General features: G+C 65.7%; 23 protein-coding genes. 14 read left to right on the forward strand and 9 right to left on the reverse strand.

What is annotated here, in order from left to right; translation table 11 throughout:
- Position 1 precedes the first annotated feature (1 nt).
- The 10 genes from flaF to FJU11_RS13150 all read left to right on the forward strand — a co-directional run bounded on the left by flaF (position 2) and on the right by FJU11_RS13150 (position 6,485).
- Positions 2-349, forward strand: a complete 348-nt coding sequence (gene flaF, locus FJU11_RS13105) for a flagellar biosynthesis regulator FlaF (protein WP_141167520.1) — start codon at positions 2-4, stop codon at positions 347-349.
- Positions 346-798 carry a flagellar biosynthesis repressor FlbT gene (gene flbT / locus FJU11_RS13110; protein WP_141167521.1) on the forward strand — a complete coding sequence of 151 codons (453 nt, stop codon included), beginning with the start codon at positions 346-348 and terminating at the stop codon, positions 796-798. The genes flaF and flbT overlap by 4 nt, the downstream gene beginning before the upstream one ends.
- Positions 789-1,208 (forward strand): flagellar hook assembly protein FlgD, encoded by a 420-nt coding sequence (gene flgD, locus FJU11_RS13115; protein ID WP_141167522.1) that lies wholly within the window; start codon positions 789-791, stop codon positions 1,206-1,208. Before flbT ends, flgD begins: the two co-directional genes overlap by 10 nt.
- A 1-nt stretch (position 1,209) precedes the next feature.
- Positions 1,210-1,476, forward strand: coding sequence for a flagellar biosynthesis protein FliQ (gene fliQ / locus FJU11_RS13120; RefSeq protein ID WP_141167523.1), 267 nt, complete (start codon positions 1,210-1,212; stop codon positions 1,474-1,476).
- A gap of 138 nt (positions 1,477-1,614) precedes the next feature.
- On the forward strand, positions 1,615-3,705 hold the full coding sequence (flhA, locus tag FJU11_RS13125) for a flagellar biosynthesis protein FlhA (protein WP_141167524.1): 2,091 nt from the start codon (positions 1,615-1,617) through the stop codon (positions 3,703-3,705).
- Positions 3,702-4,466 carry a flagellar biosynthetic protein FliR gene (gene fliR, locus FJU11_RS13130; protein ID WP_141167525.1) on the forward strand — a complete coding sequence of 255 codons (765 nt, stop codon included), beginning with the start codon at positions 3,702-3,704 and terminating at the stop codon, positions 4,464-4,466. The genes flhA and fliR overlap by 4 nt, the downstream gene beginning before the upstream one ends.
- 10 nt (positions 4,467-4,476) lie before the next feature.
- On the forward strand, positions 4,477-4,878 hold the full coding sequence (locus FJU11_RS13135; RefSeq protein ID WP_141167526.1) for a hypothetical protein: 402 nt from the start codon (positions 4,477-4,479) through the stop codon (positions 4,876-4,878).
- A gap of 109 nt (positions 4,879-4,987) precedes the next feature.
- Complete coding sequence (locus FJU11_RS13140) at positions 4,988-5,560, forward strand: rod-binding protein (protein ID WP_141167527.1); 573 nt, start codon at positions 4,988-4,990, stop codon at positions 5,558-5,560.
- Positions 5,560-5,928 (forward strand): hypothetical protein, encoded by a 369-nt coding sequence (locus FJU11_RS13145; protein WP_141167528.1) that lies wholly within the window; start codon positions 5,560-5,562, stop codon positions 5,926-5,928. The genes FJU11_RS13140 and FJU11_RS13145 overlap by 1 nt, the downstream gene beginning before the upstream one ends.
- Before the next feature lie 35 nt (positions 5,929-5,963).
- Positions 5,964-6,485: a hypothetical protein gene (locus FJU11_RS13150; protein ID WP_141167529.1), complete on the forward strand. Its 522-nt coding sequence runs from the start codon at positions 5,964-5,966 to the stop codon at positions 6,483-6,485.
- Positions 6,486-6,507: 22 nt separating this feature from the next.
- Here the strand turns inward: FJU11_RS13150 and FJU11_RS13155 are convergent, their stop codons facing one another.
- The 3 genes from FJU11_RS13155 to FJU11_RS13165 all read right to left on the reverse strand — a co-directional run bounded on the left by FJU11_RS13155 (position 6,508) and on the right by FJU11_RS13165 (position 12,442).
- Positions 6,508-7,395, reverse strand: coding sequence for a TIGR02186 family protein (locus FJU11_RS13155; RefSeq protein ID WP_181408182.1), 888 nt, complete (start codon positions 7,393-7,395; stop codon positions 6,508-6,510).
- Positions 7,392-8,336 carry a sulfite exporter TauE/SafE family protein gene (locus tag FJU11_RS13160; RefSeq protein WP_141167531.1) on the reverse strand — a complete coding sequence of 315 codons (945 nt, stop codon included), beginning with the start codon at positions 8,334-8,336 and terminating at the stop codon, positions 7,392-7,394. The genes FJU11_RS13155 and FJU11_RS13160 overlap by 4 nt, the downstream gene beginning before the upstream one ends.
- Positions 8,337-8,560: 224 nt before the next feature.
- Complete coding sequence (locus FJU11_RS13165; RefSeq protein WP_181408183.1) at positions 8,561-12,442, reverse strand: peptidoglycan-binding protein; 3,882 nt, start codon at positions 12,440-12,442, stop codon at positions 8,561-8,563.
- Positions 12,443-12,661: 219 nt separating this feature from the next.
- Between FJU11_RS13165 and FJU11_RS13170 the strand changes: the two genes are divergently transcribed.
- Positions 12,662-13,240 carry a hypothetical protein gene (locus FJU11_RS13170; protein ID WP_141167533.1) on the forward strand — a complete coding sequence of 193 codons (579 nt, stop codon included), beginning with the start codon at positions 12,662-12,664 and terminating at the stop codon, positions 13,238-13,240.
- A gap of 76 nt (positions 13,241-13,316) precedes the next feature.
- Here the strand turns inward: FJU11_RS13170 and FJU11_RS13175 are convergent, their stop codons facing one another.
- The 3 genes from FJU11_RS13175 to FJU11_RS13185 all read right to left on the reverse strand — a co-directional run bounded on the left by FJU11_RS13175 (position 13,317) and on the right by FJU11_RS13185 (position 17,061).
- Positions 13,317-13,505: a hypothetical protein gene (locus FJU11_RS13175; protein WP_141167534.1), complete on the reverse strand. Its 189-nt coding sequence runs from the start codon at positions 13,503-13,505 to the stop codon at positions 13,317-13,319.
- Between the two features lie 121 nt (positions 13,506-13,626).
- Entirely contained in the window at positions 13,627-15,279 is a 1,653-nt protein-coding gene (gene pgi, locus FJU11_RS13180) for a glucose-6-phosphate isomerase (RefSeq protein WP_141167535.1), read from the reverse strand.
- Between the two features lie 66 nt (positions 15,280-15,345).
- On the reverse strand, positions 15,346-17,061 hold the full coding sequence (locus FJU11_RS13185) for an AMP-binding protein (RefSeq protein WP_141167536.1): 1,716 nt from the start codon (positions 17,059-17,061) through the stop codon (positions 15,346-15,348).
- A 201-nt stretch (positions 17,062-17,262) separates the two neighbouring features.
- Here FJU11_RS13185 and FJU11_RS13190 point away from each other — a divergent pair, with 201 nt between their 5' ends.
- The 3 genes from FJU11_RS13190 to FJU11_RS13200 all read left to right on the forward strand — a co-directional run bounded on the left by FJU11_RS13190 (position 17,263) and on the right by FJU11_RS13200 (position 20,548).
- Positions 17,263-17,601: a BLUF domain-containing protein gene (locus FJU11_RS13190; RefSeq protein ID WP_141167537.1), complete on the forward strand. Its 339-nt coding sequence runs from the start codon at positions 17,263-17,265 to the stop codon at positions 17,599-17,601.
- Positions 17,602-17,679: 78 nt separating this feature from the next.
- Entirely contained in the window at positions 17,680-19,461 is a 1,782-nt protein-coding gene (gene recQ / locus FJU11_RS13195; protein WP_141167538.1) for a DNA helicase RecQ, read from the forward strand.
- A gap of 250 nt (positions 19,462-19,711) precedes the next feature.
- Complete coding sequence (locus FJU11_RS13200) at positions 19,712-20,548, forward strand: aldo/keto reductase (RefSeq protein ID WP_141167539.1); 837 nt, start codon at positions 19,712-19,714, stop codon at positions 20,546-20,548.
- 133 nt (positions 20,549-20,681) lie between these two features.
- On the opposite strand, the gene FJU11_RS13205 is transcribed toward FJU11_RS13200, so the two are convergent.
- The 3 genes from FJU11_RS13205 to argE form a co-directional block, all read right to left on the reverse strand.
- On the reverse strand, positions 20,682-21,458 hold the full coding sequence (locus FJU11_RS13205; protein ID WP_235891025.1) for an N-acyl amino acid synthase FeeM domain-containing protein: 777 nt from the start codon (positions 21,456-21,458) through the stop codon (positions 20,682-20,684).
- Between the two features lie 308 nt (positions 21,459-21,766).
- Positions 21,767-24,064 (reverse strand): putative bifunctional diguanylate cyclase/phosphodiesterase, encoded by a 2,298-nt coding sequence (locus tag FJU11_RS13210; protein WP_141167540.1) that lies wholly within the window; start codon positions 24,062-24,064, stop codon positions 21,767-21,769.
- 165 nt (positions 24,065-24,229) lie between these two features.
- Positions 24,230-25,405 carry an acetylornithine deacetylase gene (gene argE / locus FJU11_RS13215; protein WP_328591728.1) on the reverse strand — a complete coding sequence of 392 codons (1,176 nt, stop codon included), beginning with the start codon at positions 25,403-25,405 and terminating at the stop codon, positions 24,230-24,232.
- Positions 25,406-25,412: the final 7 nt, after the last annotated feature.

Below are 25,412 nucleotides of genomic sequence, written 5' to 3' on the forward strand. Positions count from 1 at the left end.
TATGTACCAGTTTTCCTACGCCGAGATCCAGCAGGACGACGTTTCCGAGGCGAAGGACCGCGAACGACAACTGATCGACCGCTCCATCGAGCTGATGCGCCGTGCGCAGGAGAAGGGCGTGCGCTCGCCGGAGGCGGCCAACGCGCTGTTCTTCGCGCGGCGCATCTGGGTGCGTTTCATCGAGGACCTCGGCTCTTCGGAGAACGAGCTCGACGCCGAACTACGCGCCAACCTCATCTCCGTCGGCATCTGGATCCTCAAGGAGGCGGAGAAGGTGCGCCGTGGCGAGGTCGACGACCTTTCCGGCATCATCGAGATTTCCGAGATCATCCGGGACGGCCTGAAATGACGAGCACCACGCTGCGTATATCGCTGAAACCCGGCGAAAAGATCTTCGTCAACGGCGCCGTGCTGCGGGTGGACCGCAAGACGTCGCTGGAGTTCCTGAACGACGTCACCTTCCTTCTGGAAAGCCACGTGATCCAGCCGGAAGAAGCGACGACGCCATTGCGCCAGCTCTACTTCATCGTGCAGATGATGCTGATCGAGCCGGCCGCCGCCGGCCAGGCCCGGCGAATGTTCGAAAAGTCGGTCGCCCTGCTTCTCGAATGCTTCGAGGACGAGCGCATGCGCAACGAGGTCATGGCGATCGAGCAGATGATCGCCCGCGAGCGCCATTTCGAGGCGCTGAAGGCGATCCGCACGCTTTATCCGCGCGAGGACGAGATCCTCGAAAGACCCGACATCCCGGCCGGCGAGCTGGCCCACATGCAAAGGGAGTTCGCATCATGGCAGTAAGTGCAGCGGCCGGCGTCGCCCAGACGCAGACCCAGACGAGCGCGGACGCGAACAAGTCCGACCAGGCTTCGAGCGCGCTCAACGTCGACTACAACACCTTTCTCAAGCTGCTCATCGCCCAGATGAACAACCAGGATCCGACCGATCCGATGGACGCGACCCAGCAGGTCCAGCAGCTTGCGACCTTCTCCCAGGTCGAGCAGACGATCCAGACCAACAAGCATCTCGAAACCCTGCTTTCCCAGTCGGCGCTTTCGGATGCCGGCTCGGCGATCGGTCGAACGCTCACCTCGGCCGACGGTGAGACGAGCGGCGTCGTCAAGCAGGTCGCGATGAAGGACGGCACGCTGACGGCCGTGCTCGAAGGCGGCCAGCAGATCGACATTGCCGACGGCGTGACGATCGAATGAGATGAACGAAGCCGACGCCCTCGACCTGACCCAGCAGCTGATCTGGACGGTGCTGATCGCCTCCGGCCCGGCCGTCCTCGTCGCCATGCTGGTGGGGGTCGGCATCGCTTTCGTGCAGGCGCTGACCCAGGTTCAGGAGATCACGCTGACCTTCGTGCCGAAGATCGTCGCGATCCTGCTGACCGTCGCCCTTTCGGCACCCTTCGTCGGCGCCCAGATCGCCAGCTTCACGAACCTCGTCTTCTCCCATATCCAGAACGGCTTCTAGCCACACCCCTCTTCTGCGCCTCGGGCAGAAGGCACGACCATGTCTCACCCTTCGCGCAAGCTTCGCTGCCTAGTCTGCCCGTAACGCGCGCCGTCGTTCGGCGTGCACCACGTCGCGACCGGGAACCTGCTCGAAGCCATGGCCCAGCCTTCCGCATTCGCCCTGCCCGCCTTCAGCACGCCAGGGCGCGACATCGGCTTCGCCTGCGGGATCGTGATGATCCTGTCGATCCTGTTCCTGCCGATCCCGGCGTTCCTGATCGACGTCGGCCTCGCCTTCTCGATCGCCTTTTCGGTGCTGATCCTGATGACGTCGCTGTGGATCCAGCGGCCGCTCGACTTCTCCTCGTTTCCGACCGTCCTCCTGATCGCCACGATGACGCGGCTATCGCTGAACATCGCGACGACCCGCATGATCCTTTCGCGCGGCAACGAGGGCACGGACGCCGCCGGCCACGTGATCGCCGGCTTCGCCTCGATGGTGATGTCGGGCGACTTCGTCATCGGCGTGATCGTCTTCCTGATCCTGATCACGGTGAACTTCATCGTCATCACCAAAGGCGCGACGCGCATCGCGGAAGTCGGCGCGCGCTTCACCCTCGACGCCATTCCCGGCAAGCAGATGTCGATCGACGCAGATCTTTCCGCCGGCACCATCGACGAGAAGGAAGCGCAGATCCGCCGTAGCGAGCTGCAGGAGGAATCGTCCTTCTTCGGCGCCATGGACGGTGCGTCGAAATTCGTGCGCGGCGACGCCATCGCCGGCCTGATCATCACCGGCATCAACATCTTCGGCGGCATCGTCATCGGCTATACCCGCCATAACATGCCGATCGGCGAGGCGGCGGACGCCTTCGTCAAGCTTTCGGTCGGCGACGGCCTCGTCTCCCAGGTGCCGGCCCTCATCGTCTCGCTCGCCGCCGGCCTTCTCGTCTCGCGCGGCGGCTCGATCGGCACCGCCGACCAGGCCGTCATCGGCCAGCTTTCCGCCTATCCGCGCGCCCTCTTCGTCGCGTCGATCCTGATGTTCATCCTGGCCCTTCTGCCCGGCCTGCCGTTCCTGCCCTTCGTGGCGCTCGGCGGCGTCATGGCCTTCGGCGCATGGTTCGTCCCGCGCAAGATCGCCGAGCGCGAAAACGCCGGACGGCAGGAGGAGGAACGCCAGATTCGCGAGGCGGAGGCGGAAGAGAAGGATTCGGTGAAGTCGATCCTGCACACCGCCGAGGTGGAGCTGCTGCTCGGCAAGCAGGTGTCGGCCAAGCTCCTCGGTTCGCATCAGGAACTGGCCTTTCGCGTCGGCAAGATGCGCAAGAAGTTCGCCGGCCAGTACGGGTTCGTCGTGCCGGAGATCAGGGTCACCGACGACATCTCCATTCCCGAGAAAAGCTACCAGATCCGCATCCACGGCACGACGATCGCCTCCAACACCGTGCGCGTCGGCGAGGTGATGGTAATCACCGCCGGCGGCCGGATGCCGAGCGTGCCCGGCGACGAGATCCGCGAGCCGGCCTTCGGCATGCCCGCTCTTTCCGTGCCGGATCAGTTCGTCGAGGATCTCAAGCGCGAAGGGTTCCAGCCGATCGACACCGTTTCGATCGTGCTTACCCATCTCAGCGAGGTGATCCGCAACAACCTGCCGCAGCTTCTTTCCTACAAGGACATGAAGGTGCTGATCGACCGGCTCGATCCCGAGTATCGCAAGCTCGCCGACGAGGTGTGCTCGACGTCCGGCCTATCCTATTCCGGCCTGCAAGCGGTGCTGAAGCTGCTGCTCGCCGAGCGCGTCTCGGTGCGCAACCTTCACCTCATCCTCGAGGCCGTCGCCGAGATCGCTCCGCAGACGAAGAAGTCCGAGCAGATCGCCGAGCACGTGCGGGTGCGCATGGCGCAGCAGCTTTGCGGCGACCTCGCCGACAACGGCGTGCTGAGGATCCTGCGGCTCGGCAACCGCTGGGACATGGCCTTCCACCAGGCGCTGAAGCGCGACAATCGCGGCGAGATCGTCGAGTTCGACATCGATCCGCGCCAGCTCGAGGAATTCTCCGACCAGGCGTCGGCCGTCATCCGCGAGCACATGGACAAGGGCACGCCCTTCGCCCTCGTCACCTCGCCGGAAGCGCGGCCCTATGTACGCATGATCGTCGAGCGGCTCTTCCCCACCCTGCCCGTGCTCTCGCATGTCGAGATCGCCAAGGGCATCGAGATCAAGATCCTCGGCGCCATCTCGTGATTTCCGATCCGCAGGGCACGGTTCTGGCGCTCTTCGCCGCCTTCTGCCGGATCGGCGCCTGCTTCATGACGCTGCCGGGCTTCGGCAGCCTGCGCGTACCGATGCGCGTGCGCGCGCTCCTGGCGCTCGCCCTTTCGCTCGCCATCCTGCCGATGGTCTGGAGCACCGTCTATCCGAAGGTCACCGCCGACCTCGGGGCCGGACCGAGCAGCTATCTGAGACTGGTCGGCAGCGAAGTCCTGATCGGCGCGACGCTCGGCCTCGTCGCACGGTACTACGTGCTCGCGCTGCAGTTCGCGAGCGTGTCCGTCTCCATGCTCATCGGCTTCAATTCCATGTCCTCGCTCGACATTCCCGAAGCGACGCCGCAGACCGAACTCGCCACGCTGATCAACTTCGTCGGCCTGCTCCTGCTCTTCGTGCTCAACTTCCACGCCATCGTCATCCGCGCGCTCGTCAATTCCTACGACTTCATGCCGCTCGGACAGGTGTTCGATCCGCAGATGGCGCTGTCGACGCTCGCCGACACGCTTTCGAGCGCCTTCATGGTGATCCTGCAACTGACGAGCCCGTTCCTCGTCTACAGCCTCGTCTTCAACATCACGATCGGCATGATCAACAAGCTCGCGCCGCAGATCCCGATCTACTTCATCTCGCTGCCCTTCATCATCACCGGCGGGCTCATCCTCTTCTACTACGGCAGCTCGGAGTTCTTCGACGTCTTCGTGCGCCAGTTCCCCACCGTCTTTCTCGGCCAATAGGAGACGTGCCATGGAGAGGCCGCCCGCCGACAAGCTCAAGCGCCTCGCCGCCGTTCAACGGCAGATCGAAACCATGGCCGAGCTCGAACTCGCCGACGCCAATCGCGAGATCGCTAGGGTCGAACGCCAGATCGAGGACACGCTCGAGGCGATCGGTTCGATGCGCGGACCGCATCCGCTCTTTTCGAAGGACTACGCCCGGCGCGCAATGGCGCTCGGCGCGCAACGCACCCGGCTTCAGGGGCTCGCACGCGTGAAGGAGAAGAACGCCCTCGCCGAACGCGCCCGCGGCGACCGCCTCGACGAGCGGCATGCCGAGGCGCGCGCGCACGAAACCCGCGCAGGCGAGGAAGAGGACCTCTACGACCTGCTCGATCAGCGCGTCCATCGCGGCGACGCCAGCCTCCCGTAAGCTTCGCCACGCATAGTGCCGGCCAGGTCTTTCCCGGTAGCCGGAACGTGGGACGCGGCCCGTCCGCGACGTCCGGCGAACCGAACAGCAGACAAGGTGCACCGCCCCCGTGTCCATCTCCCCGCCCGGCGATATCGTCCTCGACGTGGTCCGCGCCGCCGATCCCGTCTCGGTGCGCGAAGCGAGCGAGCGCCTGGCGACCGGCACGACGAAGGCGCCGGCCTCTCCGGCCGCGACGCTTCAGGCGAGCCAGGCCTTCGAAAGCCATTTCGACCGAAACGCGTCCGCCGGCCACGCCGCGAACGCCGGAACCGCCGCCGGGGAGACGGCGACGCCGCCTGCCTACCGCAAGTTCGAGGCGATGGTGCTCCAGAGCTTCATCAAGGAAATGCTGCCGAGCGACAGCTCGGACGTCTACGGCAAGGGAACCGCCGGCAACATCTGGAAGAGCATGATGGCCCAGCAGGTCGCCTCGGTCGTCGCCGACCGGGGCGGCATCGGCATCGCCGACAAGCTTTCGCAGAGTTCGTCGCTCGGCCTGCGCGGCATGCCGCAATCCCGCGTTTCGGGCGACGATCTGAACGTTTCGCGCGGGCTCGTCCACCAGCTCCAGATGCAGGGCCTCGACGAACTGGCCACCGGGGACGACACGAAGACGAAATCATGGATGGAGGCCGGTTGATGGATGCCGAGACGCGGGACGACGTGCGACTGGAGGCGGTTCTGACGCGTCTCGAAACCGTGCTCCACGAGGAAAACCGCCGCATCGGCCGCGACGTCGATTTCGACCTCAAGGCCTCGAACGCGGCGAAGTCGCGCTGCCTCTACGACCTGACGCAGATCGCGCGGGCCGTCGACAACCAGAGCTTCAGCGCCACCGCCGCTCGCCGCCTCGAAGCGGCGAAGGGGCTTCTCGTCGAGAACGAACGCAAGGTCGGCGCCCATGTCGCGGCCGTGCGCGCCGTCAGCGATCTCATCAAGGACGCCATGCGCGAGGCGGAAGCCGACGGTACCTACTCCGCCGAACAGTACCGCTATGCCGAGTTCTAGGGCCCGACGATGCGCGCTTTAGCCGGAGATTCGTGATGCTTCGCCTCGTCGTTTCGGGCGTGTGGATCTGCGCCCTGTCGCTCGCCTCGGTGTATTTCTCCATGCAGATGGCCAAACCCGAGCCGAAGGGCGCAGAACCCGCCCCCATGCTCGGCGGGCTCGATCACGTCGCCGCCGACATGTTCTCGATCCCCGTTATCGACGGCGGAAAGGTGAACGGCTACTTCCTGGCCCGCCTCGGCTACACGATCGATCCCGACCTCGAGGCGAAGCTCACCGTGCCGGCCAAGTCGCTGATCACCGACACGCTCTATACGCTGCTCGTCGGCAACCGCATCATCGACCCGTCGCAGATGGACCATTTCGACCTCGCGACCTTCCGCGCCCGCGTCAAGGAAGCGCTGAACGCAAGGGTCGGCGCACCGGCCTTCCACGATGTCCTCGTCAATCAGATCGACTACCTGACCAAGAAGGACATCGAAAACCGCCTCAACCAGGGAAGCACGGTCGTCTCCACCGAAAAGGTCGCCGAAGCGGGAGACGACGGCGGACATTGAGCCGGATCGAGCGGCCGACCCTTCAGTCCCGCCGGAAGATGACGCTGCCGAGCCAGCCGGTCAGTGCCGCGAGCAGGACCGCGAAGATGCCGTAGAGGAAGGCGTCGTTGGTGGCATAGGTGTTGATCGCCTGTTCCAGACCGGTCTTCACGATGTGCAGCGGCAGGCGCTTTTCGGCTACGAAATTGCCGTTGCGGAAGAGATAGCCGTGTACCGTATGGGTGCCGACGGGGATGTTCGCCGGCAGGCTGATCGAAGCCTTAAAAAGGGTCGACGAGACGAAGTTCACGCCCTTCGGATCGCTGCGATAAAGGCCGAGGCTCTCCTTGCGCCGCAGGAGCGCTTCTCGGAAGGCGGCGACGTTCACCTGGCTATCGGCCGAACTCTGGAGCGGCGCGACCTTCAGGTTTTCCGTCCCGATCCCGTATTTCTCCAGCGTCGCCTCGGTCGCAAGCGCACCGAGCGGACGCGTGCTCGACAGCGAGTAGGAGGTCGGGATCGGGTGGAAGTCGACCGAATGGCGATTGATCCAGATGCCGAAGACGCGCTGCTTGCGCCGCACCGTCGTCGCGAGCTTCGGCCCTTCCAGCGTGACGACCAGATCGTACTGGTCGAGCGCGAGCGCGAAGGGGTTGGCGTCGACGATGGCGCCGAAGATGGTGATTTCCGCGCCGGAAAAGTTCGATTTCACGGCGATCTCGCTCGTCGAGATGCCGAGTTCGAGCGTCTCGCCGTCGTCGAGCGTCAGGGCGCCGTTGTCGTTCGTCGGATCGAGCGGCCCACCGCGCAGTTCCGGCATGCGCGCGTCGCCCGGTGCGGCGGCCGCGCCGGAGACGAGCGCGAGGCAGGCGAGCGCGAGCCCCAGACCGAAGGCGGCGATGCCGCGCCGAAGGGGTGCGCGGCCGATCATTGCGCCGTCGCCCCCGTGGCGATGAGGGAATAGATGTCCTCCGGGCGCAGGAACAGCCCGACCGCCAGGCGCACGCCGACGGCGAGCACCAGCAATGCGAGGCCCGCGCGCAGCCATTCGCCACGCAGCTTTCGCCCGACGCGAACCCCGTACTGCACGCCGATGACCGACGAGACGATCAGCATGATGGCGAGCATCACGTCGACGGTATGGTTCGTCGTCGCCTGCACGAGCGTCGCGAAGGCGGTCGTGAAGGTGACCATGAAGAGCGACGTGCCGATGACGACGTTCGTCGGTACGCGCAGGAGATAGATCATCGCCGGCACGATCATGAAGCCACCGCCGATACCCATGATCGAGGTCAGGAGACCGATGCCGAAGCCGAGCCCGATTACCGGAATGACGCTCAGATAGATCTTGGAACGCCGGAAACGCATCTTCAGCGGCAGCCGGTGCACCCAGGTATGCTGGTTGTGGCGCGGCGCCGCGCTCGACGAACCCGGCGACCTGGACTGCGCGCGCAGGCGCTTCAGCGCGCCGACGCTCTCCCACATCATCAGCGATCCGACGATGGTCAGGAAGGTGACGTAGGCAAGCGAGACGATGAGGTCGAGCTGGCCGAGGCTCTTCAGGAGCTTGAAGGCGAAGATGCCGGCCGTGGAACCCGAAAGGCCGCCGACGAGCAGCACGAGCCCGAGCTTGACGTCGAGCGAGCCGCGGCGGAAGTGGGAGAGCGCGCCCGAAAAGGAAGAAGCGACCACCTGGTTGGTGCCCGTCGCGACCGCGACGGCGGGGGGGATGTTGTAGAAGATCAGGAGCGGCGTGATCAGGAAGCCGCCGCCGACGCCGAACAGGCCGGAAAGAAAGCCGACCGCACCCCCCATCCCCAGAATCACGAAGATATTGACCGACAGTTCCGCGATCGGGAGGTAGATCGTCACGGGTCACGTTCCCAGGGATGCGCGCCCTCGATCGACATGGCGGGAAAGACGCTTCACCCACCCTTCATGCGCACTCGCCTGGAACGTGTCAATCGCTGAGGAACCCGTGCGTCCCATCGCTCCATCGCCCGGCGCGGCGGCCGGGCCGGCACGAGCCGAACTCAGCCGCCGGCACCCGCTTTCCTTCTCGAACGTGGCTGCCGGCTGCGACCATCGGCGCCGGCTCAGCCGGCGGTGCCGGAAGCCTTCGGACCATGCTTGGCGTTCAGCGCGATGAGCTTGCGGATGAGGCCGTCGGTGATCTTGCCGGTAGGCTCGGCGCCGATCGACTTCTGGAAGGCGCGGATGGCCGAACGGGTATGTTCGCCCATCATCCCGTCGGTCGGGCCGGCATCGTAGCCGTTGTTGTTCAGGATCGCCTGGATGTTGCGCACGGCCTTCTTCATGTCGACCGAACCGGTCGTCACTTCCTTGCCGCTCCAGGCGGCCGGCATGTCGGCGCCGTTGGCCTTCGCATCGATGGGCTCGGCCTGCCAGTCGGTAGCCGCCTGGCGCGCCTTCGCGAGATCGCTCTTGTCGAGCGCCGCGGCCACCTGCTCCTTCTTGTCGGTCGCGTCCTTGTCGCCGCCCCGGGCCGCGATGGCGAACCATTTGTAGGACTGCGTCAGATCGCGGGGAACGCCGTTGCCCTGCGCGTAGAGGATGGCGAGGTTGAACTGGCTGTCCTTCACGCCATGTTCGGCGGCATCCTGGAACCACCGCACCGCGTTGTCGTAGGAAGGCTTGCCGTCCTCGCCCATGGCGTAGAGCACGGCGAGATTGTGCATGGCACTGATGTTGCCGGCTTTCGCCGCCTTCGTGTACCAGTTCTTCGCCGTGTCGACGTTGCGGTCGACGCCAGAGCCCTTCTCGTAGAAATTCGCGAGCCGGTATTCGGCCGGCGCGAAACCGCGCGTGGCGGCCGCCTCGTACCACTTGGCCGCTTCGCCGAGGTCGGTGTCGACACCGCGACCCTCGGTGTAGCGCGCACCGATCTCGAACAGCGCCTTCGGATCGCCCTTTTCGGCCGCCTTGCGAAGTGCCGCCGGACCGATCGCTTCCGGCACGGCCGGAACGGGGCTCGTGCTGCCGGCATCGGCCGTCTGCTTGCCCGCTTCCGACCCCGTATCTTTCGCGTTCGAAGTTTGCGCCGTGGCCACCGGATCGCCGTCGTCGCCGTTTGCGGCGTCGGCCGCACTCAGGCGGGAGGCGTCCTTGACCGCCTGGGCGGAGCCGAGCGAAAGCGCGCCGTCGGCAAGCATCCGCTGCGGCGTCAGTACCTGCGAAGCCGGTTCGCCATCGGCCGTCTCGCCCTTCGTCGGAGAACCGGCGTTCGTTCCGAACGGCGGTGCGGGAAGGTCGCGTGCCGCCCGTTGGGGCTTGCTCGGCGTATCGGCCTGCGTATCGTTCGGCGCGCTCGCCGCCGCATCGCCGTCCACCGCCTGATCGGCCGGCTCGGCGTCCTTGACGAGCGGTGCCTTGGCGTCTGCCGCCGGCGCGGTCGACGCGCCCGTCGCGTCGTCGGGCTTCGCGGCCGGCGATTTGCCCCCGCCATCGATGGAAGGAACGGTGTCGAGATCGGCTTCGGCGTCCGAGGCGCGCGACGTCGTCGAAGCGGTCTGTTCGTTGGAAACGCCCGGCGTGCCGGCATCCTGCGCGCCGATGGCCGCGACCGGCTGGTCCGGCTGCTCGAAGAAGTCGTTGGCGAGCGGCCAGGCGAGGAGCGCGAGGAGCACCGCACCGGCACCGAGCAGGATCGGGCGGCGGTGGCGCTTGGCCGTTCCGGTGAAACCGGAACCGGTCTTTTCCTTCGCACCCTTCGTCGTGTCCGCTTCGCTCACCGCTGCCTGGGCGGCACGGCGCGCGGCGGCGATGAAGTCCGTCTGGCTTTCGTTCGCACCGGCAGCGGAATCCCCGCCTGCCGCGGATCGTTCGTCGTCGCTGCGCCGGCTCTGGCGCAGGAGCCCGCGAATGTCGGGCTGGCCGGAGCCGGGTTCGAGGGGCTCATTGAGCACCGCCGCATCGAGATCGTCGCGTTCGTCCTCGTTTTCGCGGTCGAAGGCGTCCGCAGGGTCAAGAGCGGGCGTTTCGGCGAGCGCGTTGCGCGTCTTGGCGTCGTCATGCGCCCGTGCTGCCGGCATCTCGTCCCCGCCGGTAAACGGATCGTCGCGATCGTCGTCGAGCGCCATCACGTCGAGACCGGCGAACCCGGCTGCAGCCGCCGCGCCTTCCTCGCGCGCATCGACGTCGCCGCGTGCGACCGGCGTTTCGGCCTGCGCGGCATGCTCGCCGGCATACGCGTCGGCCTCTTCGCCGGGTACCGAAAGAGGGGTGACCGGCGGCACCGACGGCTTCCCGCCGTGGCGCGTGTCGTTCAGTGCCTGCAGGTGCTCGGCGATCTTGATCAGCGTATCGTGCACCGCCTCGAAGGCCTGCGCGGTACGCTTCTCGCTGTGCCGGCCGAGATTCTCGAGCGTGCGCAGATCGCGCGCGAGTTCCGACATCGCGGCGATCTCGCCCTCGCGGTCCTGCGACGATCCGACCGGCCGTTGCGCATAGGCCTCGATCACCGCTTCGGCCGCCTGGCGCGCGGCCTCGACGATGTAGTCGTCGTTGGTCTCCAGATGCTCCTCGATCGCGCTGATGCGCGGTTCGAGATGCGTCTCGCCCATGGACGGGCCCTTTGCCATCATCTGGCTGAGGCCGACCAGCTGTTCTTCGAGCCGATCCATCGCGCCCGCATCGTGGGGAGCGCTCTGGCTTTCGTCGAGCCGGCGGGCGATGTCGTCGAGACGCTGTTCGAGACCGGAAAGGTCCGGCGCGCCGACGGACGCCTCGCCGCGCGACTGGGCGCGTTCCATAACCGCTTCGATGCGGCTGACGAGCCCGTCCTGCCCGGCCTGGTTGGCCGTGCCGAGCGCATCGATCCGCTCCGCGAGATCGTCGAGCCGACCGGCGAGCGCCTCGTCGAGCGTGCCGTGGTCGAGGCCTTCGATCCGCGTCGAGATTTCGGCGAGCCGTGCAGCGAGCCCCGTCGCGTTTTCCGGATCTCCTGCATCGCCGATCAGGCCGGAGAGGCTTTCCACCCGGTCGCCGAGCGCGCGTACGCTGCCTTCGCTCGCAACCCCGTCCAGCTTTTCCGAAAGGCCGCTCAGGCGGTCGGCAAGCCGTTCGATCGCCTCGCCGTCGCCGGTGCCTTCGAGCTGCGCGGAAAGGCCTTCCATGCGGCTTTCGATCCGCGAAAGCGTTTCTTCGCTGTTTCCCGAATCGCCGACCGCGATCACGGCGCGACTGATCTCGTCGAGCCGTTCGCCGAGCTCGGAAAAGCGGTGGTCGATCGAGGCCTCGTCGAGATTGACCTGTTCGGCGAGCGTTTCGAGTGCCGAAGCGACGGCCTTGAGCTGCGTCTCGGTCTCCTCCGCTTCCGGGCTCTCGCCGAGCCCTGCGATGGAAACCTTGATCTCCTCGAGCCTTCCGGCGAGCGCGCCGACCTCCTCGCGCAGCGAGCCGTCGTCGAGCTTCGAAAGGCGTTCATCGAGGACGCTCCAGCCGCGTTCGGTCTCGCGCGCCACGGCGCCGACCGTCTCGCGCAGGCCGGCGACCTCTTCGGCCAAAGCCGTATCGGAAGGGTCCGAGGGCTGTGCACCCAGCCGTTCGATCGCGCCGGCCAGACGGCCGAGTTCGCCGCGCAAGGCATTGGAAAGCGGTTGGCTCGCCCGTTCGGAAAGATCGGCGAGTTCGTCGCGCAGGCCCGAAAGTTCGCGGGAGAGGCTGTCGGAGAAATCGCGCTTCAGGTCGCCACGCAGGCCCAGCAGCTTCTCCGCGATCTCCCGCATCGCCGAATCCGAGTCGTCGGGGCCGGCAGCACCGGCGGTGCGTGCCGCGCCTTCGCGCTCGGCAATCGCTTTGTCCCCCGGCGCCCTGGCTGTCCGATGCTCCGTGTGGTCGCCACTCGTGCCGCCCTGGCGCACCATCAGGCCCTCGATACGCGCTTCGAGCCCGTCGATCGTCCGGCTCAATGCATCGAGGGACGAAGAACGTCCGCGGCTGTCTCGTGAAGGTGTCATGATCGTTACGTCGCCCCAACCCGACTGCATTCGCAATGAATGGCCCCACCGCCCCGAACGAGGCGCGCCCCCTGAACAGGAGGACGCTGGAGGACGATGTCGCTCCAGTATCGTGCAGCCCTTCGACTTGGACCGAACATTCACCGGATATGGTAAATACCGCGTTAATACGCGCTTTGGTTGCCGGTGATTGCATGGTGATCGCGTCGGTGGCGACCGGTGAGTACGACGCGCTTGAAACCGTCCGCCGCTCGCCGCATGCTCGGCGGACCCGATCCGAAGGAGACCGCCATGCGCATGATCGTCCTGATGGCTGCATCGGCCACGCTTGCCGCGATGCCGATCGCGGCCAGTGCCGCCGACTGTCCGAGCGGCAGCGATTCGATCTTCAAGGTCGAGAAGTGGTCGGCCGACAAGCACGACGGCCCCGGGACGGAAGTCTCGATCACCTACCGCAACGTCGCCGACGCACAGGTGGAGATCGCCGACGCCACGGCCTGGTTCGAAGACGTCCTCGGCCAGAGCATCGGCGGCGTGCCGCTGAACCCGGACCCGAAGCTCGCGCCGGGCAGGACACGCACGGACAAGCGCCTCGTCACCGGCGTCGATCGCTTGACCATCACCGACAAGGCGTATCTGAAGGCCCGCATCTGCGTCGACGCGGTCTTGTGGAAAGGCGGGAAGACGAAGTTCTTCGACGGAAGGGCCGGCGCGAGGGAAGACGAGGCGAAGACGGCCAGGGCGGCAACGGACCCCGCCACGGCTACGGGTTCTTCGCCAAAGACTCCCTCACGTTAGAGCACCCCAGCCAATAGCGCGTCCTGTCGGCCGGGCGGATCGCTCACGTAGCGAATAGGCGAACCGACTTAACGCACTACTGGAAAATTGCGATGATGCCCTGAACGATGGTCGCGCCGCCGATCGGCGCGATCAGCAGCATGAGGAAGTTCAAGAAAAGCAGCCACAGAAGGACCTTTTCGCCGCGCGGCGACAGACCCTTCTTCTGCGGCTCCGGATGCCAGGGCTCCGGCGGCGGATCGTAGTTCTTGAGATCGAGGAACATCGCTCCTCCCCCTTTTCGCAAAGGATGCCAGCAAAGCCGCCCCCCGACAAGCGCCCTTCCCCGGGCGCCCTCCCTTTGCCGATAGATAGAACGCCCGAACAACGCGGCGAGCGTTACCCGACTATCCGGATGCAGTCTCGCCCCGCATCCTGCGGACGATCGCGACGAGGCCGGCGGTCGAGGAATCGTGGCCTTGCGTATCCTCCTTACCTTCCACCACCGGCAGCAGGCCCGTCGCCAGTTCCTTGCCGAGTTCCACGCCCCACTGGTCGAACGCGTTGATGCCGAAGATCTGCGCTTCGGTGAAGACGCGGTGCTCGTAGAGCGCGATCAGGCGGCCGAGCGCGTAGGGCGTCAGTTCCTCGTAGAGGATCGTGACCGACGGCCGGTTGCCGGTGAAGACGCGGTGCGGCGCGATGCGGTTCGCTTCGTCCTCGCCCATGCCCTTGTCGAGAAGCTGCCGGCGCGCTTCGTCGAGCGAACGCCCGCGCATGAAGGCCTCCGACTGCGCCAGACAGTTGGCGAGCAGAAGCCGCTGCTGGTGGTCGAGCTCCGGCTCGTGCCCCCTGGCGGCGACCATGAACTCCACCGGCACCGGATCGGTGCCCTGATGGAGCAGCTGGAAGAAGGCATGCTGGCCGTTGGTCCCCGGCTCGCCCCACGTCACCGGACCGGAATGGCGGTCGAGCGTTTCCCCGTCGCGATCCACGCCCTTGCCGTTCGATTCCATGTCGAGCTGCTGGAGATAAGCCGGAAAGCGTGAAAGCCGCTGGTCGTAGGGGATGACGGCGCGCGAGCCGTAATCGCAGATTTCCCGATGGTAGAAGCCGACGAGGCCGAGCAGGATCGGCAGGTTCTCTTCCATCGGCGCGGTGCGGAAATGCTCGTCGATCGCGTGCGCGCCGTCGAGGAATCGGCCGAAATCGTCGCGTCCGACGGCGATCATCACCGGCAGGCCGATCGCCGACCAGACGGAATAGCGCCCGCCGACCCAGTCCCAGAAGCCGAAGGTGCGCTTTTCGTCCATGCCGAATTCGCGCACCTTGTCGAGCGCGGTCGAGACGGCGGCGAAATGGTCGATGACGGCTTCCTCGCCGAGAGCGCCGGCGATCCAGCGGCGCGCGGTGTGCGCGTTCGTCATCGTCTCGACGGTCGTGAAGGTCTTCGACGCGACGATGACGAGCGTCGTCGCCGGATCGAGGCCTTCCAGTGTATCGGCGATATGGGCGCCGTCGACATTCGAGACGAAATGCGCTCGCGGCCCGTCGTGATAGGGCTTGAGCGCGATCGTCGCCATGACGGGACCGAGATCCGATCCGCCGATGCCGATATTGACGATGTCGGTGATTTTCTTGCCGGTCGCGCCCGTGATCTCGCCGGAGCGCACGGCTTCGGCGAATTGGCCCATCGCGTCGAGGACGGCGTTCACCTCGGGCATCACGTCTTCGCCGTCGACGTCGATCGGGCGGTTCGAACGGTTGCGCAGCGCGACGTGCAGGACGGCACGGTCTTCCGTCGTATTGATCTTCTCGCCGGAAAACATCGCGTCACGCCGGCCCTCGACGTCGGCCGCACGCGCCACGGCGTAGAGGCCGTCCATCACCGCGTCGCTGACGGCGCATTTCGAATAGTCGAGCGTCACGTCCTCGAACCGGGCGGAAAAACGGTCGAAACGCTGCGGATCGTCGGCGAACGCGTCGCGCATGCTCTTCGGTGCGGCATCCCCGGCCGTCGTCCTCAACTTCGCGATGGCCTTGTCGGTGGCTTCGTTCATTCTTTTCCCAGGCTCCTCGTAAGCGCGCCGCGCGCAAAAGGCGGTATGGCGCGAACGGTGGACAGATCAAGCGGGCTCGCCCGTGCGCAGTTTGCGGCGGAGCACCTTGCCCAACGCGCTCCTCGGCAGGTCGTTCGCAAACACAATGCTTCTCGGCCGCTTGTAGTTCGTCAGCCTCTCGCGGCACCATGCACGGATCGTCGCTTCGTCGAGGTTTTCGTCGCCGGCGACGACGAAGAGTTTCACGACTTCGCCCGACATCGCGTCCGGCATGGCGATGGCCGCCGCGTCGCGCACGCCGGGATGCTCGCACACCACTGCCTCGATCTCGCTCGGATAGACGTTGAAGCCGGAAACGACGATCATGTCCTTGCGCCGATCGATGAGGGTGAGCGTTCCGTCGTGCGCCATCATGCCGATGTCGCCGGTGCGCAGATAGCCGTTTTCCGTGAAGGCGGCGCGCGTCTCGTCGGGCTGTTTCCAGTATTCACGCATGACCTGCGGTCCCTTGACGCAGATCTCGCCCCGTTCGCCCGCTGCCATCTCGCATCCCGCATCGTCCAGAACGACGATGTCGGTCGAAGGAAGCGGCACGCCGATGGTGCCGGTGAAGGCGGTAAGATCGAAGCGGTTGGCGGAGACGACGGGCGAGGCTTCGGAAAGGCCGTAGCCCTCCGCGATCGCGCAGCCCGTGACCGCCTGCCAGCGCTTCGCGACATCCGGTTCGGTCGCCATGCCGCCGCCGAGCGTCAGGATCAGCCTCGAGAAGTTGATGCGGTCGAAACCCTTGTGCCGCAGCATGGCGGCGAAGAGCGTGCTCAGCCCCGGCAGCACGCTGATCGGGTAGCGCTTGAGGATCGCGATCAGCGAGCCGATGTCGCGCGCATTGGGCGCGAGCACGATATGCGTGCCGTGCTCGATGCCGGTGAAGAGCGTCACCGTCAGCGCGAAGACATGGTAGAGCGGCAGAGCGCAGAGATAGGTGAGCTGGCGCGGCTCGCGCCGGCTCGTGAAGGCGCTCTGCAGCCAGGAAAGGTTCTGCGCGACGTTCGAGGCGATGTTGGCATGGGTCAGCACCGCGCCCTTGGCGACGCCGGTCGTCCCGCCTGTATATTGAAGGAGCGCGACGTCTTCCGGCTTCGGCACCGCCCTGGCACCCCGCCCTTCGCGGCACGCCTTCCGGCCGGCCTCGAGCGCGGCCCGGAAAGGGACATGACCCGGAACGCGCCACGCCGGCACCATGCGCTTCACGTGGCGCGCGACGAAATCGACGAGCCGGCCCCGAGCCCCCATGCAATCGCCCGCACTGGCCACGCAGACATGCTCGACGGGCGTCTCCTTCGCGACCGCCTCGAACGTGTGCGCGAAATTTTCCATCACGACCAGCACGGTCGCGCCGGAATCGGCGAGCTGGTGCTTGAGCTCACGCGCCGTATAGAGCGGATTGACGGGCACGAGGATCATGCCGGCCTTGAGCGTACCGGCCGCGGCGACCGGCCAGGCGAGGATGTTCGGCATCATCACCGCGACGCGCGTTCCGGCCGGAAGTTCAAGCCCTGCAAGCCAGGCGGCGAAAGCGTCGCATAGGGTCTCGAAGGTCGCGTAGTCGATCGTCACGCCGAGGCAGGTGAAGGCCGCGCGGTCGGCGTTGCGCGCGCATGAACGCGTGATCAGCGTCGCGAGATCGCGCGGGCGCTCCGGCCCGATCTCGGCCGCGACGCTTGCCGGATAGCTGGCGAGCCACCGCCTGGCGTGCACGCGCTCGCCCTCTTCGACCTCCATGTCGCCCTTCTCCCGCGCCGGACGCCCTGCGCCCCGCGCCTTTCTGCTCGCTCCCGGTCGCCCGTCGCGCCGCCGTAAACCACGTCGGAACCGGCCGAGCGGCCACGACTGGACGTCGCTTCCTCGAATACTTATGACAGCACGCGCGTTTTTGCGAGCCGGCGCCGAAGATCGAGGGGCTCGCCTCCGGAAGTGTCGGTCATGGCCCTGAGTTCGCTTCTCTACGCAAGCACCGCCCGTCCCGGTCTGACGCGCGGCGAGATCGACGCCATCCTCACCGATGCGGCACGCAACAATTCGGCGCTTGGCATCACCGGCGTTCTCGCTTTCGACGGCAACGGCTTCGCACAGATCATCGAGGGCGAGACGAAGACCGTGGAAAGCCTCTATGCGCGCATCGCCCGGGATCCGCGGCATTCGGGCTGCGTCCGGCTTTCCTTCTCGACGATCGAGGAACGCCGGTTTCCCGATTGGTCGATGGGCTATCGCAGCCTTTCCGATCTCGTGCTCATCCACGACATGGCGGAAAGCGACCTGTAGGGCGCTTCCACGCCCGAGAGCGGTGGATTGACGCTCGCGTCGCATTGAACGCCGCCGGCGGCACGGCTACCACCGGCCATGGCTTCAGCGCGCGCGATTCTCAAGGAAACCTTCGGCTTCGACGATTTCCGACCGGGACAGGAAGAGATCGTCTCGGCGATCGAGGCGGGCCGCGACGTGCTGGCCGTCATGCCGACGGGCGGCGGCAAGTCGCTGTGCTACCAGCTTCCCGCCCTGACGCGGAAGGGCATGACGGTCGTCGTCTCGCCGCTGATCGCGCTGATGCGCGACCAGGTGGCGGCCCTTCGCGCAAGCGGCGTTTCGGCCGGTGCGCTGACCTCCGCGAACGCACCGGACGAGAACGAGGCGATCCTGAGCGCGATCGCTTCGGGCGAAATGAAGCTTCTCTATATGGCGCCGGAGCGGCTTTCCGGCAGCATCGGACTTTTAAGGCGCGCCGGCGTCTCGCTTCTCGCCGTCGACGAGGCGCACTGCGTCAGCCAGTGGGGCCACGACTTTCGGCCGGACTACCTGACCGTCGGCACGCTTCGCGGCGAACTCGGCGGCGTGCAGACGGCCGCCTTCACCGCGACGGCAGACGGCGAGACGCGCGCCGACATCGTCGCCAAGCTCTTCGACGGTCCGCCGGCGGAATTCCTGCGCGGCTTCGACCGGCCGAACCTCTTCCTCGCCTTCGAGCCGAAGGCGAACGCGCGCCGGCAGGTTTGCGACTACGTGACGCGGCGCAAGGGGCAGGCCGGCATCGTCTACTGCTCCTCGCGACGCAAATGCGAGGATTTCGCCGAACATCTGCGCGGCGAAGGCGTCAACGCGCTGGCCTACCATGCCGGGCTCGAGGCCGAGACGCGCAAGCTCGCCGAGGCGCGCTTCGGCCGCGAGGACGATCTCGTGATGGTGGCGACCGTCGCCTTCGGCATGGGCGTCGACAAGCCCGATGTGCGCTTCGTCGTGCACGCCGACCTGCCGAAGACGGTCGAGAACTACTATCAGGAGATCGGGCGTGCGGGCCGCGACGGGCTGCAGGCCGAAACGCTGACGCTCTTCGGCGTCGACGACATCAAGCTTCGCCGTGCGCAGATCGACGATTCCGATGCGCCGGACGAACGCAAGCGCACCGACCATGCCCGCCTTTCCGCCCTGCTTGCGCTCGCCGAGGCGCCGCGCTGCCGGCGCCAGACGCTTCTCGCCTATTTCGAAGAAGAGGCTGCCGCCTGCGGGCATTGCGATCTCTGCCTTTCGCCGCCGGCTCGCTACGACGCGACGGTGGATGCGCAAAAGGCGCTCTCGGCGATCGTTCGGACCGGCGAGCGCTTCGGCATCGGCCACCTGATCGCGGTGCTGCGCGGGGAGGACGGCGATCGCATCCGCGAACTCGGCCACGACCAGTTGCCCACCTTCGGCGTCGGTGCCGATATCGAACGCGGCGCATGGCAGGACCTCTTCCGTCAGATCTACGCGCTGGGACTCGCCGCCGTCGACATGCAGCACGGAAGCTGGCGCGTGACGCCGGAGGGCTGGGCGGTCCTCAAGGGGAAGCAGACCGTCGAACTCAAGGTGCCGGTCAAGCGCGCCCGCGGCGAAAAGGCCTCCCGGCGCGAACGCCCGCCGATGCCCGACGATCTCGATCAGGACCTGCTTGCGCTCCTGAAGAAGCGCCGGCGCACGCTCGCCGACGAGCAGGGCGTTCCGGCCTATGTCGTCTTTCCCGACCGTACGCTGATCGAGATGGCGGCGGCCAAGCCTTCGACGCTCGACGAGATGGCCGGACTGAACGGCATCGGGGCAAAGAAGCTGGAGCGCTACGGGACCACATTCCTGGAAATCCTGCGCGCCGGCTGAACGGCGGCACACCCTGCAGAACGGCCTCACGGACGCTGCCGGGGGAGCCCGTTCCAGAACCCCTCGTTTCCCGCGATCTTCCGCCGATCGAAAGGCAACCGGGACGCTGTCCCGCCCGGCGGCTTTCATGATCGTGCGATCCAAAAAAGTCCGAAAACAGACGAACTCGCGAAGGTTGTCTCGCGTTGTTCCTGTTCACCCCATACAGACGCGACGATGCTGGCCGACCGGTCGGCAAGGAGAACATCCGATGCAGACGCGACGTTTCGGAACGACCGCCTTCGAAACATCGGTAATCGGCCAGGGCACCTGGCATCTCGACCATGCAGACCGGGCGAGCGCCGTTGCCGCGCTGCGCCACGGGCTCGACTACGGCATGAGCCATATCGATACGGCGGAGATGTACGGCGAAGCGGAGCCCGTCATCGGCGAGGCGATCGAAGGCCGGCGGGACGAGGTGTTCCTCGTTTCCAAGGTGCTGCCGCACAACGCGTCCCGGTCGGGCACGATCGAGGCCTGCGAGCGTTCGCTGCGCCGGCTGCGCACGGACCGGCTCGATAGCTATCTGCTGCACTGGCCCGGCCGGTTTCGCCTCGAGGAAACCTTCGAAGCGTTCGACCGGCTCCAGTCGGACGGCAAGATCCGCTCGTTCGGCGTCAGCAATTTCGGTACGAAGGATCTCGACCGGGCCTATCGCATCGCCGGCGATCGTATCGCCTGCAACCAGGTGCTCTACCATCTGAAGGAGCGCACCATCGAGCATTCCGTCCTGCCGTGGTGCGTCGAACACGGTATCGCGCTGACCGCCTACAGCCCGTTCGGCCACGACGCCTTCCCCGACGAGGCGAGCGAGGGCGGCCATGTCCTGTCGGAGATCGCCGCTACGCGCGATGCGACGCCGCGCCAGGTCGTGCTCGCCTTCCTCACCCGCAATCCTGCCGTCTTCGCGATTCCGAAGGCGTCGAAGACGAACCACGTCGAGGACAACGCCGCAGCGAGCGATCTGCACCTCTCGGAAGACGAGATCGACCGTATCGACACGGCATTCGTACTCGGGAAGGAGCCGGCAAGCCTGCCGATCCTCTAGCGAGAGGCCAGCTTCGATCCCCGACGCTCGTTCGAAAAAGGGACACCGTTCGCTTTCGGTAGGTTTTGACTGACACTACGGCGTCGCGTTTGCGACGCCGTATCCCCAATGTCCTTCGATCGCTGGAACCGCCTTACGCCGGCAAGGCTGCGCTCGGTGCACGACGGATGTTCGCGGCGTAGCGTGCGGTCGGAAGGATCGTCAGCGGCGTCGAGGCGACGTCGTTCGGCTTTCCGTAGAGCATGCGCATCTCGTGACGCTGTGCACGGAAGAACGGGAAGCGCTCGTTGATGCGATGGCGCGAGCTGCGAAGGTCCGCGGCAAGCAGCGTCGCCGATACGTTGTAGCCACCGGTTTCGCTCGTCGCCGGTACGACCACCCGGGATTCGATCGTTCGCTCGTAGAACGCCGCATGCTGCGGCACCACCATCGAGAGGCACCGATCGGCATCGAAGAATTCGGTGGCGATCAGCGCCAGGCGGATCGTCAGCATGTGCATGCCGCGAAGGTGGCGCATCTCCTCCGGATCGGCGGCGAAGCGCGCCGGGTCGATCAGCGACATTCCGGCATCGAGAAACGAGTCGATCGCCGACGAGAAGATGCCCGCCGATGCGCTGACGCGGTGCTCCGGCGTCACGTGGTGGATGCGCATCGTGCTGATCAGCCGCTCGTCGTAGTAGATCCCGAAGACGTAGGACTGGGGATCGAAGTCGAGATCGTCGATGATGACGTTCCCGGAAATCGGCATGATGTCGGCGAGCTTGTACGCCTTGGCGCGGATGCGCCCGACCTCTTCCATGTCTTCGGCCGTCTCGATGCGGCGGTACTCGACGCGATCGAGAAGATCGAAGATGCGTGCGTTGAAATCCGGCTTTGCCTCAAGGTCCGGTTTGGTGATGAACGTCGTCACTCGTTTACCCCTCGTTAAACTTGTTCAACGAAAAGTTACGACAGGGTGACGGCGTTTACAAACAATTTGATATAATTGCGACACAATTCCGTGATTGCCGGCGCCGTGGCGATTGCGCGCATTCGAAGGCTTCGAGAGGCTTTCGGAACGATACGGAAGCGCCAGAGCCTTTCAGGCCGGACGGGGTTGCGTCAGGTGCGACAAGAACCGCGTCGAGCGTACCGGTGATACGGTTCGCCCGTCTGCCGGAGCGTCATCGCGCAGACCGGACCGCATGAAGGATCATGAATGCATGATCCGAAGGGCTTTTAAGAGACGTTGCGCAGGGCCGGAATGCTCCGGAATTCGGTCGTCGCCACCAGTTCGCTGACCGAGGCGGAAGGCAGGGGCAGGCCGAACACGTAGCCCTGTATCTGATCGACGCACTCGGCCGATCGAAGGGCCTGAAGCTGCTCCTCCGTCTCGACGCCTTCGATCACCACGTCGAAGCCGAGATCGCGCGAGAGCCGGAAGATGCCCTTCAGGAGCTTGAGCTGCCGCTCGTCCGCCGGTACGTCGTCGACGAAGGAGCGGTCGATCTTGACGGTGTCGAACGGCAGCGTGTTGAGGTAGCTGAGGCTGGAATATCCCGTGCCGAAGTCGTCGATCGAGACGCTGGCACCCATCTCCATGATCTCGCGCAGGATCCCGTGCGCCTTCGAGGGGTCGCGCACGAAGGCGCTTTCGGTCACCTCGACCCGCAGGCGGCGCGCGGGAAGGCCGCTCGCATCGAGCGCCGAGCGGATCGTCGCCAAAATGCCTTCGTCCCGGAGGTCGATCGCCGACAGGTTGACGGAGACGCTGACGTCGCCGATCCACGTCATGCAGTCGCGGCAGGCGGTGTGGAGCACGCTTCGCGTCAGGTCGCCGATGATGCCCATCTCCTCGGCGAGTTCGATGAAGACGACCGGGGATATCGACCCGTGCTCGGGGTGGGTCCAGCGCGACAGCGCCTCGCAACAATCGACGTGCATGCGGTCGGGGTCGATGATCGGCTGGTAGACCAACGAAAGCGCATCGGTTGCGATCGCTTCGCGCAGATCCTCCATCAGGCTCTGTCGGTGGCGATACTCGTCGTCCATCTCCTGCACGAAAGCGGTCCACGTGTTCTTGCCGTTGCGCTTGGATTCGTAGAGCGCCAGATCGGCCTTGATCTGCGCCGTCTCGAGGTGGAACTCGTGCGCGGACAACACCGCCACGCCGCCGCTGACGCCGACCGACAGACGGTGGCCGTTGACGAAATAGGTACCCCGCATGGCCTCGTGGATGGTGGCCATCAGTTCGTGCGCATCGTCTTCGCCGGCCACGTCCCCGATGAAGACGACGAATTCGTCGCCGCCGAAGCGCGACAGGATCAGGCGCTCGGGCGCGACCTGCCCCAGGCGCATGGCGAATTCGCACAGCAGGCGGTCGCCGGTCAGGTGGCCCGTCGTGTCGTTGATATGCTTGAAGTCGTCGATGTCGAACACCGCGACGGCAATCTTTCGCCCATCGGCGCGGCCCTTCAGGGCGCCCCCGATGAGCTCGACGAAATAGGCCCGGTTCGCAAGCCTCGTCAGGCTGTCGTAGCGTGCCATCTCGACGACCTGCTCTTCGGCCTTCACACGCGCCGTGACGTCCTCGAAGTTCAAGACGGTGCCGCTCTCGGAATCGTGCTTGGCCGTGAACTCGACCAGGAGATCGTCGGACAGGCGCACGAGCGCTCGCGACTGCCGGCCGCGGATCAGATCGACGAGCTGCGTTTCGATGACGCTCGCCCGGTCCTGGTCGAAGACCTTCCGTGAAACGGCAAGGCGCAGCACCGCCTTCAGCGAGTGATTGACGATCTGGTCGACATCGTCGATCTGCAGCAGGCGGCCGGCCTTCTCGTTGGCGACCACGATCCGCTCGTTGACGTCGAGCATGAACAGGCCGTTCGGCATGTTGTTCAGCGCCGTGTCGAACTGCTGCGCGATCTCGGCGATCTCCCGGCTCGCCATGAAGTTCTCGACCAGGAACTCCCGCACGCCGGCGGCCATCTTGCGCACGAGCAGGCCGAACACGACGATGAAGATCGCGACGAAAGCGAAATAGATGTTCAGCTTCGACAGGAGGCAGGCGATGATCGGTACGAAAGACGCAAGCAGGGCAGCGCTGACCACGTGACGCGAGCCGTAATTGCGCCCGACGGCCGAAACGAGTGTCGCAAACGTCAGCGAGAAGAGCAGGAACTCGGCGAACGGATCCCGCGAGGTGAGAATGCTGTAGCCCGACAGGAAGCCCAATGTGAGCGCGACGGAACTCGCCGCCAGGATATAGCTGCGTTCCCAGTAAAGGATTTCGGCCCGGCTGTGCTGTTCGCCGTCGCCAAGATCGAAGCTGCGCATCTGGATGCGACGGGCGAGCCAGATGACGATGAAGACGAGCGAACTGACCGCGTAGACCGGATCGGAGAGCTTGAAACCGATGAGAAGGCCGGCGCCGACATGCAGGAACAACCCCGCCGTCAGCGTTCCCCTATCGGCATATAGAGAACAGACCAGCGACTGATAGACGTCTCTTGGAATGTGCCGATCGTTCTCAACCATTATGCGGCCGCCTCTTCTTGGGCCCGTTCTATCGACACACGTTTAAGAAATGCTTCTCAAATCGATCGATATCACGATGCCCGTTCGCAAACGGCGCCATTTCAGTCGATGGTTAAAGAGCGGACCGGTCGTTTGGGATAAAACGAGCAGTAAAGCGAGAGCTTCTCAAGTTTCGGCGAGGCGCTTTACGAGCCTGGCGAGCATCTCGAGACAGGCTTCGAGCTGATCGAGGTCGACGTATTCGTCGGGCTGGTGCGCCTGGTCGATCGAACCGGGCCCGCACACCACCGTCGCGATACCGGCGTCCTGGAAGAGGCCGGCTTCCGTGCCGAAGGCGACGACGTCGCGCTCGCGCCCGCCGGTCAGTTCGCTGACGAGGGCGAGCGCCTCTGAATCCGGCATCGGTTCGAGACCGGCCACCTCGCCGATCGTGCGCACGGCAATGCCCGTCTCCGGCGCGATCGCTTGCATCGCGGGCAGGAGATCGGTTTCGACATAGCGCGCGAGCGCGTCCTTGACGAAGGCCGCGTCCTCGTCGACGACGGGCCGCATTTCCCATTCGACGGCGCAGTGGCCGGCGATGACGTTGCGTGCCGAACCGCCTTCCATGCGGCCGACCTGAACCGTCGTCCAGGGTGGCTCGAACGGACTTTCGGCCGGTGCCTTCCTCTTCAAGGCCTCGCCGAGTTCCATCAGCCGGGTAACGTAACGCACGGCGATTTCCACCGCGTTGACGCCCTTGTCGGGCTGCGAACCGTGGCCGCCGGTGCCGGTGAACTCGGTCGTGTATTCGAAGCAGCCCTTGTGCCCCTCGATGATGCGCATCGAGGTCGGCTCGCCGATGATGCAGACGGACGGCTTGATGGCGGCGCGCTCCAGTTCCTCCATCAGGGCGCGCGCGCCGAAGCAGCCGACCTCCTCGTCATAGGTGAAGGCGAAGTGGATCGGCCGCTTCAGCTCGGCCTCGGCGAAGGCCGGCACCATGGCAAGGCAGCAGGCAATGAAGCCCTTCATGTCGCAGGCGCCGCGCGCGTGAAGCTTTCCGTCCTCCTCTCGCAGTTCGAACGGGTCGCTCGTCCATTCCTGCCCGTCCGTCGGCACGACGTCGGAATGACCGGAAAGGACGATGCCGCCGTCGCCATCCGGACCGAGCGTGGCGAAGAGGTTCGCCTTCGTGCCCGTCTCGTCGAAGGTGACGAAGCTGCGCGCGCCCGCTTCGCGCAGGATGGAATCCGCGTAGCCGATCAGCGCCGTGTTGCCGTCGGCCGAGACCGTCGGAAAGGCGACGAGATCGGCGAGGATCGCCCGCGTGCGTTCGAGCATGTGCGCTGTCTGGCTCACCTTCCGG

This window comes from Pararhizobium mangrovi, from assembly GCF_006516965.1.
Lineage (GTDB): Bacteria > Pseudomonadota > Alphaproteobacteria > Rhizobiales > Rhizobiaceae > Pararhizobium_B > Pararhizobium_B mangrovi.

Excerpts from the sequence above, each read along its gene's own strand:
- pgi (WP_141167535.1), bottom strand. The coding sequence starts at position 15,279 with ATGAACGAAGCCACCGACAAGGCCATCGCGAAGTTGAGGACGACGGCC.
- fliQ (WP_141167523.1), top strand. The coding sequence starts at position 1,210 with ATGAACGAAGCCGACGCCCTCGACCTGACCCAGCAGCTGATCTGGACG.
- FJU11_RS13145 (WP_141167528.1), top strand. The coding sequence starts at position 5,560 with ATGGATGCCGAGACGCGGGACGACGTGCGACTGGAGGCGGTTCTGACG.
- FJU11_RS13175 (WP_141167534.1), bottom strand. The coding sequence starts at position 13,505 with ATGTTCCTCGATCTCAAGAACTACGATCCGCCGCCGGAGCCCTGGCAT.
- flgD (WP_141167522.1), top strand. The coding sequence starts at position 789 with ATGGCAGTAAGTGCAGCGGCCGGCGTCGCCCAGACGCAGACCCAGACG.
- flaF (WP_141167520.1), top strand. The coding sequence starts at position 2 with ATGTACCAGTTTTCCTACGCCGAGATCCAGCAGGACGACGTTTCCGAG.
- FJU11_RS13185 (WP_141167536.1), bottom strand. The coding sequence starts at position 17,061 with ATGGAGGTCGAAGAGGGCGAGCGCGTGCACGCCAGGCGGTGGCTCGCC.
- FJU11_RS13135 (WP_141167526.1), top strand. The coding sequence starts at position 4,477 with ATGGAGAGGCCGCCCGCCGACAAGCTCAAGCGCCTCGCCGCCGTTCAA.
- FJU11_RS13210 (WP_141167540.1), bottom strand. The coding sequence starts at position 24,064 with ATGGTTGAGAACGATCGGCACATTCCAAGAGACGTCTATCAGTCGCTG.
- FJU11_RS13150 (WP_141167529.1), top strand. The coding sequence starts at position 5,964 with ATGCTTCGCCTCGTCGTTTCGGGCGTGTGGATCTGCGCCCTGTCGCTC.
- FJU11_RS13190 (WP_141167537.1), top strand. The coding sequence starts at position 17,263 with ATGGCCCTGAGTTCGCTTCTCTACGCAAGCACCGCCCGTCCCGGTCTG.
- FJU11_RS13155 (WP_181408182.1), bottom strand. The coding sequence starts at position 7,395 with ATGATCGGCCGCGCACCCCTTCGGCGCGGCATCGCCGCCTTCGGTCTG.
- flhA (WP_141167524.1), top strand. The coding sequence starts at position 1,615 with ATGGCCCAGCCTTCCGCATTCGCCCTGCCCGCCTTCAGCACGCCAGGG.
- FJU11_RS13165 (WP_181408183.1), bottom strand. The coding sequence starts at position 12,442 with ATGACACCTTCACGAGACAGCCGCGGACGTTCTTCGTCCCTCGATGCA.
- recQ (WP_141167538.1), top strand. The coding sequence starts at position 17,680 with ATGGCTTCAGCGCGCGCGATTCTCAAGGAAACCTTCGGCTTCGACGAT.
- flbT (WP_141167521.1), top strand. The coding sequence starts at position 346 with ATGACGAGCACCACGCTGCGTATATCGCTGAAACCCGGCGAAAAGATC.
- FJU11_RS13200 (WP_141167539.1), top strand. The coding sequence starts at position 19,712 with ATGCAGACGCGACGTTTCGGAACGACCGCCTTCGAAACATCGGTAATC.